Source organism: Bifidobacterium magnum, assembly GCF_000741255.1.
Taxonomy (GTDB): domain Bacteria; phylum Actinomycetota; class Actinomycetes; order Actinomycetales; family Bifidobacteriaceae; genus Bifidobacterium; species Bifidobacterium magnum.
The window spans coordinates 21,681-34,531 of record NZ_JGZB01000011.1 but is presented as its reverse complement, the minus strand read 5'-3'; the positions used below and the strand labels follow the sequence as shown (position 1 = coordinate 34,531).

General features: G+C 56.2%; 7 protein-coding genes, 2 tRNA genes and 2 pseudogenes. 8 read left to right on the top strand and 3 right to left on the bottom strand.

Annotated elements, in window-relative coordinates:
• Window positions 1-57 precede the first annotated feature (57 nt).
• From BMAGN_RS07130 to BMAGN_RS07120, 3 genes are all read left to right on the top strand, one after another.
• Window positions 58-1,092, top strand: coding sequence for a LacI family DNA-binding transcriptional regulator (locus BMAGN_RS07130; protein WP_238548779.1), 1,035 nt, complete (start codon window positions 58-60; stop codon window positions 1,090-1,092).
• A gap of 120 nt (window positions 1,093-1,212) precedes the next feature.
• Window positions 1,213-1,286, top strand: a tRNA-Ile gene (locus tag BMAGN_RS07125).
• A 25-nt stretch (window positions 1,287-1,311) separates the two neighbouring features.
• Window positions 1,312-1,384, top strand: a tRNA-Ala gene (locus BMAGN_RS07120).
• A gap of 410 nt (window positions 1,385-1,794) precedes the next feature.
• Here the strand turns inward: BMAGN_RS07120 and BMAGN_RS07115 are convergent.
• Entirely contained in the window at window positions 1,795-2,757 is a 963-nt protein-coding gene (locus tag BMAGN_RS07115; protein WP_022860255.1) for an NAD(P)-dependent oxidoreductase, read from the bottom strand.
• 720 nt (window positions 2,758-3,477) lie between these two features.
• Here BMAGN_RS07115 and BMAGN_RS07110 point away from each other — a divergent pair.
• The 4 genes and pseudogenes from BMAGN_RS07110 (at window position 3,478) to araA (ending at window position 9,152) form a co-directional block, all read left to right on the top strand.
• On the top strand, window positions 3,478-4,908 hold the full coding sequence (locus BMAGN_RS07110; RefSeq protein ID WP_022860254.1) for a sugar porter family MFS transporter: 1,431 nt from the start codon (window positions 3,478-3,480) through the stop codon (window positions 4,906-4,908).
• A 313-nt stretch (window positions 4,909-5,221) separates the two neighbouring features.
• Window positions 5,222-6,851, top strand: a pseudogene (locus BMAGN_RS07105) (xylulokinase).
• A 34-nt stretch (window positions 6,852-6,885) separates the two neighbouring features.
• Window positions 6,886-7,578, top strand: a complete 693-nt coding sequence (locus BMAGN_RS07100; RefSeq protein WP_022860252.1) for an L-ribulose-5-phosphate 4-epimerase — start codon at window positions 6,886-6,888, stop codon at window positions 7,576-7,578.
• A 56-nt stretch (window positions 7,579-7,634) separates the two neighbouring features.
• Window positions 7,635-9,152 carry an L-arabinose isomerase gene (gene araA / locus BMAGN_RS07095; protein ID WP_022860251.1) on the top strand — a complete coding sequence of 506 codons (1,518 nt, stop codon included), beginning with the start codon at window positions 7,635-7,637 and terminating at the stop codon, window positions 9,150-9,152.
• A 116-nt stretch (window positions 9,153-9,268) separates the two neighbouring features.
• Here araA and BMAGN_RS07090 read toward each other — a convergent pair whose 3' ends face one another.
• Window positions 9,269-10,288, bottom strand: coding sequence for a glycoside hydrolase family 43 protein (locus BMAGN_RS07090; RefSeq protein WP_022860250.1), 1,020 nt, complete (start codon window positions 10,286-10,288; stop codon window positions 9,269-9,271).
• Window positions 10,289-10,625: 337 nt separating this feature from the next.
• Complete coding sequence (mscL, locus tag BMAGN_RS07085; protein WP_022860249.1) at window positions 10,626-11,108, bottom strand: large conductance mechanosensitive channel protein MscL; 483 nt, start codon at window positions 11,106-11,108, stop codon at window positions 10,626-10,628.
• A 271-nt stretch (window positions 11,109-11,379) separates the two neighbouring features.
• On the opposite strand from mscL, the pseudogene BMAGN_RS07080 reads away from it, so the two are divergent.
• A pseudogene (locus tag BMAGN_RS07080) lies at window positions 11,380-12,756 on the top strand (MFS transporter); the annotation flags it as partial.
• Between the last annotated feature and the right edge of the window lie 95 nt (window positions 12,757-12,851).

The window sequence follows — 12,851 nt, the reverse complement described above, 5'->3', positions numbered from 1 at the left end:
TATGATGCACAATCGTTATGGGAACGTGGAAATGGAGTACAAGCGATGCCTAGACGAGTGACTATCAAAGATGTGGCGCGGGAAGCGGGGGTCTCGTTCAAGACCGTTTCCAATGTACTCAACGGTACGGGAAGCTTCCGCGACTCCACCAAGCAGACGGTGATGGATGCGGTACAAAAGTTGGGGTACGTCCGCAATCCGTCTGCCCGCACGTTGAAGACGGGCGAAACCAAAATTATCGGACTTTCCATATTCGACTTCTCTCAGCCGTTTTCGTCATATTTCACGGACCAGGTCATTTATTACGCGCGCCAGTTCGGATATAGCGTGATCGTGCATACGTACGGCCAGGGAACGCAGCGCGTCGCCAATATTTCTGAAAATGTACGATTCCTGCCGGCGGACGGCTGGATCATTTTTGTCGACGAGCCGCTCACCGACGAGGGCGCCTCGCTGGTCCAGTCCATTCCCGTAGTGATGGCCGGCGATTATGACGCTTACGGACGCGTGGATTATGTGACGATGCCGAACGAGCAGGCCTGTCGCACGGCCATCAACAAATTGCTCGACGTCGACTATCGCGATATTGCGCTGTGTGGCACGACGCCCGGCATTACCGATTTTCGCCAGTATCTTGACGCCAAGGAAGGCACGCAGGAACTGCGCGTCAAAGGCTATTTGCAGGCGTTCGCAGACCATAATCTCACACCCGACCCACGGCTGTTCGTGCCATGCCAGTGGCTGTCGATGACGGAAGGCGTGGAAGCGGTAGGGCAGTTGCTCGATCGCGGCGTACAGCCCGACGCGATTGTGTGCTTGAACGACGCCGTGGCGCTTGGCGTGCTGCACGGATTGCAGTCGCACGGCATTCGCGTGCCCGAGGACGTGCAAGTCATGGGATTCGACAATGTGCCCGAAGGACAGTTCTCAAACCCGTCCTTGACCACGATTGACCCGCATGTGCGCGAATACGCCATGCATGCCGTGGATATGTTGTTGGACCGTCTGCAGGGCTATGACGGAGCTCCGCGTACGTATACATCCGACTTCACAATTGTGGAGCGCAATTCCATGCATATTGTGGAGCAGTAGCGGGTGTTTGCCGCATATTCCGCGCCATTACACGCAACACGCCGAAACCCCCTCTCAATTTGACTTGTGATTGCAGAGTGGTATTGTTTTCTTCTGTTGCGCCTAGGCGCAGCGGTGATTGGGCCCGTAGCTCAGGTGGTTAGAGCGCATCCCTGATAAGGATGAGGTCGAAGGTTCAAGTCCTTCCGGGCCCACACTGGATCTCTGATTCAAACAATTGGGGCTATGGCGCAGCTGGTAGCGCATCTGCTTTGCAAGCAGAGGGTCGCCGGTTCGAACCCGGCTAGCTCCACAAGTGCATCTGCATTTTCCAATTTTTCCGCTTTCCTTCAATTCCATTGGATTTTTCTGCTTATTTACAAGCTACAGATGCACCTTCATATCTTCTTTCGATTTTTGAATTTTTACGATCGATTTTGTTACCTTTTCTTTCGGCAAAAATTTTCGGAGTGTTGTTTTCGAGACCTGAACAGACGCCTTGATTTGCATACGTTTGTGTTATCGCTCACGGCAACGAGCGCGAGCCAATCCATAATGCATCAAATCCTAATTATTTGTAAGGCAGTCGGCACACAGAAACCTTAGAACAATAGATAAATCTTTCTCTCTTATCTTTATCTTTTGTCTCCTATTTTCCTCTTGTGTAAAAGTGGTGCCGATCGCAACGGAGCGGTCGGCACCACTTTTTATATCTCTGACGATTCACCGGCACACATTCGTCGGATGGCCACCCAGCCAAGCCCACAAATTGTCGAATGTAATATGCGCACGCAAGTCCATCGCCTGCTGTGTACGGAACCCGATATGCGGGGTGAGCAACGTGTGCGGGCAGTGTAAGAGGGGAGCGTCCGCAGGAAGCGGCGGCTCCTGGTCGAACACATCAACGGCGGCCTGCGCAATGGAACCGGACTTGAGCGCATCAACCAGCGCATCCGTATCCACAATCGGACCACGCGCCGCATTAATAAGCAGCGCCGTAGGCTTCATCAAACGCAACTTTTCCGCGTCAATCATGCCCCTCGTTCCATCGGTAATCGGCAAATGGATCGTAACAATATCCGACTGGCGCAACACGTCATCAAGACCGCACTGCTCATCAATATCGGCGCACTGCACTGTGGAACGATTGAACGCCAGTACACGGCAGCCCAACGCATGGAACACATGCGCCACCGCACGACCAATATGACCGGCGCCAACAATACCAATGGTTTTGCCTTGCAACGTCTGTCCCATCACAGGACCGGCAGCCTCACCATTGCGAAGGCGGGACTGCTCCTCATCCACATGGCGCAACATGGACAGCGCATACTCAAGCACGAGTTCCGTCACGGACTGCGTCGCATAGCCCTCGGCATTCGACACCGTAATATTGCGCTCGCGGCACACGTCCATCGGAATATGATCCACGCCAGTGAACGCCACGTCAATAAATTTCAGCTGTTTCGCCTGTTGCACGGCCTGCGCAGGCACAACCATATCCGCCACAATCGCCGCGTCCGCATCTTTCAATGCATCCGCAATGTCGACGGTAGTGGGGGCCGCATGTTCAGATGTCATATATTTGGCCAGAGTCAATGTATGGCCTTTGGCTTCCAGCTGCGCTCGCTGCTCGTCGATGAAATCCTGTGCGGCATGAATGTCTTGCAACATCACAATGTTCATTTTCCGCTCCTTACCCGCATTTCTGTTCCTTGCCCGGAGCACCTATGCGTTCTTTATAGGTTGCGTATAAGTCGTATAAGTATTGCCTCGACTCTATGGCCGGGTTCCGTATCATCGCTAGACAATTTGCATTCGGCAAAGAGGAGATTGCATGTTGCGATGCGTAAAAATATGCAATCAACAAGGAAACTGCGGATTTTTACCCAAACCAGGCCGGATCCAAGTCGGATGTATTGCATATGTCGCATTACTGGATACCACACATAAAAGCGCCAACAAGAGGACGTTACGCGCCTCACATCGGTAATTAGACAGAAAGTAACAAACACACCCATAAATCAAACAATTTATTACCGGTATTAAGAACCCCGTATTTAGTAAATATATTTATAAAACTTTAGTAGCAAAACTATTGATATTACAAAGCGAACAACGCAAGTAGGGGGTTGGGGAACGTGCCCCCGTTTACGTTCACACCACAACGTTCGCCGTGAAAGTGACAATCGGCGGGATTTCAATTGATAAAACGTTAAACCATCTAACAAACGTTTTCCCGCAGAGAAATTGATGTTTATTTCGTGAACGCTAACATTCGGTGTTGGCCGCGAACGGGAAACGTATCGATGTAGTTGTTTCGCCGCGCGCCACACACAAGAGAGCCGTACGAGACTACGAAAGTTTCCGCGGTACAGGAACGAAAGTTACATTCGAGGGAGAATCATGACTTCCAAGACGGAGCACCTTGAGGTGGAGGTGGAGCAGCCTCGCACCAAACGCCAAGGCTCAATGAAATATGTGGCCATCTTGGCATTCAGCGCGGGTCTGGCCGGTCTGCTGTACGGTTACGACACCGTGAGCATTTCTGGCGCCATTACGTACTTGACGCCGCTGTGGCACTTGAGCGCCACGATTGAAGGCCTGATTATTTCCTCGATTATGATCGGCGGCGTAATCGGCGTTGGCGTTTCGGGCTTCATTTCCGACCGCATCGGCCGTCGTCCGGTGCTGATTCTGGGTGCGGCATGCTTCTTTGTGGCCGCCCTGTGGTCCGCAGCGGTCAATGATCCGACGTCCCTGATTTGGGCACGTATCATCGGCGGTCTCGGCATCGGTCTGACTTCCTCGCTTTCCATCACTTACATCACCGAATGCGCTCCCGCAAAGTACCGCGGCACGCTGTCGTCCATGTACCAGCTGCTCACGATTCTGGGCATCTTCCTGACCAACCTCATCAACTTCTGGATTTCCGGTTTTGGCGGCATCCACTCCGACTTCGCCAACAAGGCATGGCGCCTCATGCTCGGCATTGGCGCCGCCCCGGCCCTCATTCTGCTCATCGCCCTTCTGGTAATGCCGGAATCTCCGCGCTTCCTTATGCAGGTCGGCAAGACCGAAAAGGGTTACGCCATCTTGGAACGCATTGGCGGCACCGACTCTGCAGACCGTGAACTTGTGGAAATCAAAGCTTCCATTGAAGACAACGCCAAGGGTTCGATCAAGGACCTGTTCCGCCAGCCGCTGTCCTACGCGCTGATGATCGGCATCTTCCTGGCCCTGTTCAACCAGTGGGTCGGCCAGAACGCTATTTCTTACTACGGTCCTACGATCTTCGCCGACATCTTCCCGGGCGGCAACACGGCATTCCTGTGCGCCACGATTATCGGCCTTGTGGAATTGATCTTCACGTTCGTCGGCATGTACTTCATTGACCGCATCGGCCGCAAGCCGCTGATGTTGTCGGGCGCGCTCGGCATGGGCGTCTTCTACGCACTGATGGGCATCTCGATGATGGCCAAGTGGCCGGGCATCACCACGCTGATCTTCGCCTGCCTCGTGATCGCATTCTTCGCGTACTCCATGGGTCCGGTGACGTGGGTCATGATCTCCGAACTCTTCCCGACCTACATGCGCGGCCGCGCATCGGGCATCTGCACGGTGTTCCTGTGGGGCGCCAACTTCCTCGTGGCCCAGTTCACGCCGGTCATGTTCAGCTACTGGGGCGGCGGCACGTTCATCTTCTGGGCCGTCATGGACTTCATCGCCTTCATCGGCGTCAAGTTCCTTGTTCCGGAAACCAAGGGCCGCACGCTGGAAGAGATCCAGAGCTTCTGGGTCAAGAAGTCTTCCGACAAGCACAACCTGGCCGCCTGAGCATCCGCGCTTAAGGGGCCGGTGGCCGGGATCGGGACCGAAGATCGGGTTCCGGCCACCACAAGAAACCTTCCATCCAATACCAATAACTGAATATCGATAACTGAACATAATTCAACAGGCGCGGAGTCCTTGTGGAATGAGGATTTGCACGTGACCACATTTCAAAAGGACCCCGCCCAAAAATTCGAATCACCGATGCGTTGCGCGTCGGGATACGATAAGCTATAAGTAGAGTTGTTAACGTTCACAACAGCGTGTGCGTACGACTGAGAAGGAACCACCTGTCTACCATGTGCAAAGGAGCACTGTTATGACTACACATGATCTGAGTCCAGAACAGATTGCCGAAAAGATTCGCGGGGGGACGGACGTCACTCGGCATTGAATTCGGATCCACTCGCATCAAGGCAGTGCTTATTGATGATGAATACCATACCATTGCCGCGGGCGACTATGAATGGGCCAGCCATTTGGAGGACGGCCTGTGGAGCTACTCGATCGGCGAAGTGTGGAAGGGCGTACAGGCCGCTTACGCTTCCATGGCCAACGACGTATACACGGCATACGGCGAAAAACTGACGAAGATCGGCCACATCGGCTTCTCCGCCATGATGCACGGCTATATGGCCTTCGATGCGGACAACCAGCTGCTGGTTCCGTTCCGTACTTGGCAGAACACCAATACGCATGAAGCCCATTTGAAGCTTTCCGAGCTGTTCCAGTACAACATTCCTGAACGTTGGTCCGTAGCGCATTTGTACCAGGCCGTGCTCAACCATGAGCCGCATGTGTCTCGCATCAACTATGTGACCACGCTGGCCGGCTATGTGCATTGGAAGCTTACGGGCGAAAAAGTGCTCGGCATTGGCGATGCTTCGGGCATGTTCCCGATTGATCCGGAAACCAAGACCTATGAGGCCGGATTTATCAAGCAGTTCAACGCGCTTCCCGAAGTCGCGGCCCAGCCATGGCAGATTGAAGATTTGCTGCCCGTTCCGCTGGTCGCGGGCACTCCGGCTGGCGAGCTGACCGAGGCGGGCGCCGCGCTGCTTGATCCTTCGGGCACGCTGCAGGCCGGCATTGTGCTAGCTCCTCCGGAAGGCGATGCCGGTACGGGCATGGTGGCCACGAATTCCGTGCGCAAGCGCACGGGCAATGTGTCCGCGGGCACGTCGATTTTCGCCACCGTGGTACTGGAGCACAAGCTTGCGCGCCTGCACCCGCAGGTCGATTTGGTCACCACGCCATGCGGCGACCTGGCCGGCATGAGCCACGCCAACAACTTCACTTCCGACCTGAACGCCTGGATTGGCCTGTTCAAGGAATTCGCCGAGGCGCTTGGACGCCCTGTAAGCACGGGCGAGCTCTACGGCACGCTGTTCAACATGGCCATTAGCGACAAGGCCGATTCCAACTGCGGCGGTCTGCTCAACTACCCGTTCCGTTCGGGCGAGTTCCTGGCCGGATTGGAAGAAGGCCGCCCGCTGTTCGTACGCAGCCCTGAAGCCCATATGAACCTGGCCAACTTCATGCGTACGCAGCTGTTCAGCGCGTTCAGCCCCGTCAAAATCGGCATGGACGTCATGACGAAGGACGAAGAAGTACAGGTGGATTCATTGATCGGCCATGGCGGCATCTTCACCACTCCGAAGGTGGCGCAGAAGATTCTGGCCGCGGCGTTCAACACCCCGATCAAGGTCATGGCAACGGCGGCCGAGGGTGGCGCCTGGGGCATGGCCGTACTCGCCGATTACCTGTGGCATGCGCCGTGGGATTTGGCCGACTACCTGGACGAGCGCGTGTTCAAGGACGCCAAGTCCACCACCGAGGATCCGGATCCAAGCGATGTGGCCGGTTTCGAAGAATTCTTCGGCCGTTTCCAGACGGGTCTGGATATTGAGCGCACGGCTATCCGCTCCATCAATCTCGAAAGCAAGTAAGAGCAATTTAGTACCGACCGAAAGGGAGAACATTATGGCAACTTTGGCTGATTACGGTCCCGAGGTGCGCGCCGAGGTCAAGCAGGTGCGCGAGGTCGTGGCCACGCTTCACGAGCAGCTGATCAAGTGGAACCTCGTGGTGTGGACCGCGGGCAACGTGTCCCAGCGCCTGCACACCGCCGACCTGATGGTCATCAAGCCATCCGGGCTGCGCTACGAGTACCTGACCCCCTCGAGCATGGTCGTGTGCGATCTGGACGGCAACGTCGTGGACGGTTCGGAAGCGCCCAGCTCGGACACCGCGTCCCACGCGTACATCTACCGCCACATGCCCGACGTGTACGGCGTGGTGCACACGCATTCCACATACGCGACGGCGTGGGCTGCCACGGGCCAGAACATCCCGTGCGGGCTGACGATGATGGGCGACGAGTTCGGCGGCCCGGTGCCGGTGGGCCCGTTCCGCCTGATCGGTTCTGAGGCGATCGGCGAGGGCGTGGTCGAGACGCTCAAGAAGTATCCGAAGTCCCCGTCGGTGCTCATGCAGAACCACGGCCCGTTCACGATCGGCAAGGACGCGGAGGGCGCGGTCAAGGCCGCGGCGATGACCGAGGAGGTCGCGCACACGATGTGGGCGGCCCGCCAGCTGGGCGAGATCATCCCGATCCCGCAAGAGGACATCGACAAGCTCAACGACCGCTACCAGAACGTATACGGCCAGCACTGAGCCGCATGCAACTTTTTTCAAAGAAGAAAAAGAAAAAGAAAGTAAGGAGCCAAATCATGGCAATGGAAAACCCATTTGAAGGCAAGGAAATCTGGTTTGGAGTAGGTTCCCAGGATCTGTACGGCGAAGAGGCCCTGCGCCAGGTCGCCGAGCAGACCGCCGAGATCGTGGACACGTTCAACGCTTCGGATTCCATCCCCGTCAAGATCGTGCTGAAGCCGACGCTGAAGTCCTCCGACGGCGTCAAGGAATTCATGATCGAAGCCTCGGCCAACCCGAACGTCATCGGCGTGATCGCCTGGTGCCATACGTTCTCCCCGGCCAAGATGTGGATCCGCGGCCTTGAAGTCCTTACGAAGCCGCTACTGCAGCTCAACACGCAGCACCACTTCGAGATTCCGTGGGAGACCATCGACATGGACTTCATGAACCTCAACCAGGCCGCTCACGGCGATCGCGAGTTCGGCTACATCCTTACCCGTCTGGGCATTCCGCGCAAGGTCGTCGTCGGCCACTACACGGATCCGGAAGTCGCCGAGCATATCGGCACCTGGGCCCGCGCTTGCGCCGGCTGGGACGCTTCGAACAACATGAAGGTCATGCGTTGGGGCGACAACATGCGTAACGTCGCCGTGACCGAAGGCGACAAGACCGAAGCCGAGCGCGTGTTCGGCGCCTCCATCAACACGTGGTCCGTCAATGACCTGTGCGCCGCATACGACGCCGTGGAAGATGATCAGGTCAAGGCCATCATCGAGGACTACAAGGCCAAGTACGACGTGGAACCGCGTCTGCTCGACGAAGACTACGATTCGCTGTTCATTGCCGCCAAGGAAGAGGCCGCAATGATCAACATGATGAAGGCCAACGGCTGCACGGCCGCCGTCGACAACTTCGAGGATCTTGGCACGCTGCCGCAGCTGCCGGGCGTAGGCGCACAGCGTCTGCCTTCGGAGTATGGCTACGGCTTCTCCGCTGAAGGCGACTGGAAGACCTCCGTGCTCGTACGCATTGGCGCCGTGATGGGCTACGGCCTTGAGGGTGGCGCTTCCCTCATGGAGGACTACTCCTACAACTTCGTGCCGGGCCACGAGAAGATCATGGGCTCCCACATGCTCGAGGTTTCCCCGTCCATCGGCACCATCGAGAAGCCAAAGCTGGAGATCCACCCGCTGGGCATCGGCGGCAAGGCCGATCCGGTTCGCCTCGTGTTCACGGCCGCCCCGAAGGACGACGCCGTGGTCGTGTCCATGGCCGACGTGCGCGAGCGCTTCCGCCTGACGATGAACGTGGTGAACGTGGTCGAGCCTGACGGCGAGCTCAAGGAACTGCCGTGCGCACGCGCACTGTGGGCTCCGGAACCGAACCTCAAGGTTTCCGCCGAGTGCTGGCTGCGTTCGGGCGCTTCGCACCACACCTGCATGACGACTTCCGTCGGCCGCGAGGCTTGGGAAGACTTCGCCCGCATCGCCGGTGTGGAACTTGCCACGATCGACAAGGACACCACTCCTGCCGCATTTGAGCGCGACCTGGAGATCAACGAGATCTTCCACCGCCTCAACAACCAGCACTGATCGCCACGAGATATCAGTAGCTGCAGCTCAATATAACTGAATAGTCGAAAGGGGAAGCGCCGGCAGTCCGCAGGTCGCTTCCCCTTTTATATTGCCCGTATTGCCTTCAATAGGCGTTAGATCGAATCGTCCACTTCCAGCACGCCGTCGGGCGGCAGCACTTGCGTGGTCGCGGGCGTCCAGCGCGTCGCCATCAATGGGGACCCGAAATCGGGAGTGCCGTCTTCGCGCCACCTGATGCGCCCCACATAGGCGTGCCTATTCGGATCGAACAAGGGATCGCCGAGAATCTCGACATAATTGCGGCAGTGGTAAATCAGCAGGTCATTGCCGTCCTCATCTTGCGTAAACGAGTTGTGGCCGGGACCGAATTGCCGTACCGTCTCGTCGGAACTGAAGACGGGAGTGGCGGATTTGCGCCAGTTTCCAGCATCCAACAGATCGTCGTCCTGCGAAATGGACAGCAGTCCCATGCAATATTCGGGGCCCGTTCCTGACGCGGAGAACGTGACAAAAATACGATTGCCGTGCCGCAGTACCGCGGGTCCCTCTTCTACGGTGAATCGCACTTTTTCCCAGTCGTATGTGGGTTGCGCGATCATGACGGGCGCCGAATCGAGCGTCCATGGATTGGCCATACGTGCGATATAGAGATTCGAATTGCCTTCGATCTGCGGATCTTTCTGTGGCCAGATCAAATATTCATGACCGTCGCGATGAACGAAACAGGTGGCGTCAAGCGCGAAACTTTCCATTCCCGTGTCCACTTGGCCGCGTTCCGTCCACGTTCCCGTAAGCGGATCCTCGTCGTCGCAAGTCAGACAGAAAATGCGATGCTGGAACGTGCCATGGTCGGCGTGTGTATCCGCGCTGGGGGCTGCCGCAAAATAGACGACCCACTGTCCGTGCACACGATGGATTTCGGGAGCCCAGATCAGGTGGCTCATCGGTCCGGAATCATGCTTGCGCCAAATTGTCACTTCCTCGGCTTGCTGCAGTCCGGAAAGTGTGTCGCTGCGGCGCAACGCAATACGGTCATAAGTGGGGTAGGACCCCGTAAAAATGTAGGATGATCCGTCTTTATAGACATACGGATCCGCGCGTTGCAGCACGATCGGGTTGGGAAGAAGACTCACGGTCGCTCCTTATATTCGACAACGATGTGCATTTGCCGACTGCTCATCGTTGAGACAATTGACACCAAAATAGGTGCGCCACTTCAACTGTGAGCGCTCTCAGTATCATATACAACGTTGAACTAAGTGTCGAATCGAGCGCGTTCAACCGATTGGGAGCCTCTTCTGCGTTCCCTTTTGCTTTTCCTTCTGCATTTTGAGACATGAACCGCGGCGTGTCTGTCGCAAAATGCAGAAGGGGATAGGGGGTCGCACCAATATATCCCCTGCAAAATCCCAATAAAAAAGTCCCGCTCGAAAACGGGACTGAACAAGAAAACAACAGCAGGTGCTTACATCACTTTTCGATGGGCTTTACCGCGTTCTGCACAGCGGACGGAACGTCTGCCGGAGCGGTCTGCTGGGCAGCCAGCGAATCGCGGATCTCCTGCAGCAGGATAACGGTCTGCTCTTCAGGGCTGATGGCCGGCTCTTCAGCGGCCACATCGCCCTTGTCGCCACGCAGCTTGGCCATCTGGCGCTCGGTAATGTCGCGCAGCTTGTTGATCGGCATCACAATGCAGAAATACACGGCGACGGCGATGATCAGGAAGTTGATCAGGGAGGTGAGCACCTTGCCGAAGGACACCGTGGCGCCATTGAACGTGAAGGCCAGCAGGTTGTCCATGTTCGGCTTGCCGAAAATCATAGCGATGAACGGGTTGATGACGCCCTCCACAATGGCCGTGACCACAGCGGTGACCGCGCCGCCCATGACAACACCGACAGCCATATCCACCATGTTGCCGCGCGCAATAAACTTCTTAAATCCGTCAAACATGAGAATCTCTCTTCTTGTATGTAACCCACATCGCTTGTGCGACAGCAGAGTTCAGCACAGAACTTTGCTTTGAGGGAATTGTTGAATAGTGTAATTCGTTTGCGCGTCTCATGTGACGAAAGTCCCAAAAATCAAGCAAAATCACGCCTAGAGCGCAATGCGAAGCAAATATGTCTTTAGTCAAGTATTGGCCTACTGTTGCAACACGCGGCTGAATGTTGATGGATAGTCGTCCGCCAAGAACTTTACGTTAGAAGGAGATGTTGCGAACAAGGAGACTGCCACGAAAACAGCTACAGAAACCCCGCAAGAAAAATTATTGAGCCATGACGTGGTGTTCATTATGATTGCCACGTTCTTCTTCATGTGCTCGAACATGCTCGGCCAGACCATTATCGCCGGGTATGCGGGGTCCATGGGCGCCAACGGATTCGTCATGGGCCTGATCGCGGCATTGATGTCGCTTACCTCGCTGTTCTGCCGTCCAATTGCCGGCAATCTCGCCGACAAAACCAACAAACGCCGCCTCGCTTTTATTGGTGCGATCCTCTATGCCGTCGCCGATCTGGCGTATGCGTTTTCGCCAAATGAAGGCGTGCTTATGGCCGCGCGTGTGCTCAACGGCTTGGGCTTCGCTTGCGGCTCCGTATGCCTGGCCACATGGCTCAGCATGCTGCTGCCGATTTCGCGCATGGGTGCCGGCATGGGCCTGTATGGCATGACCAACGCCATCGCGCAGGCCATTGGACCTGCCATCGGCATCCGTTGCTCGCAGACGATCGGCTTCCGGTGGACGTATATCATCGCCGCCGTCATGGCCGCGTTCATGGTTGTTTCCGTAATATTTGTCAAGGATCCCGGCAAGCCGCTGCTCAAACGCATTACGAAGCCCGAGCCGCTCAAGACGGCCATGGAAGATGTGACGCGCGAGTTCCTTGACAATCCGCCTTCCGAGCGTCCCATTACGATTACGAAACCCGGTTCCGCCGCAGCAAATACGGCAGCTACTGACACTGCGGATGCCGCTGCCGCCCAGCCGCGCGGTCTCAACCGTTTCGTGGAAACGCGCGTTATTCCGATCGCCGTCATCTTCATGATGTTCGCCATTCCGTACTTCGCCAACCAGGCGTTCCTTGTGGAATATTGCGCGGGCCGCCATCTGCCCGTGTCCGCCAGCCTGTTCTTCCCGCTGTACGCCATCGCCATTTTGATGTTGCGTGTGCTGATGCGCAACTGGTTCGACACCAAGTCGTTCCTGTTCTTCCTGATCATGTCGAGTATCGGCGACGTGGTCATGCTGCTCGCGTTGACGGTGATGAAGAACGACTGGATCATGCTGATCGCCGCGATCGGCATGGCGTTCGGATACGGCATCATGAGTTCCGTCACGCAGTCCCAAGCCGTGCTTGTGGCCGGCAAGGCGCGCAGCGGCATGGCAAACACCACGTATTACATGGGTATCGATTTGGGCATGTCCATCGGCCCGCTGATCGGCGGCGTACTGTTCGCCGTGGCGCCAATGTCGATGTTCTACATGATCATGCTCGTCACAATGCCTGTTGCATGGATCATCTTCGCGTGCTTCTCCTCGATTATCAATATTGACAAGCATCCGATCCGCAGCGTGCACGTGGTCCACCACCACTAGATCTTTACTTCCTTTTCGGGAAATCGCTAGTGAATCCCAGCTTTTCTTTTTACAATGGCGCTGGTTTATAAATCGGCTACCACTATAGAAAAGGG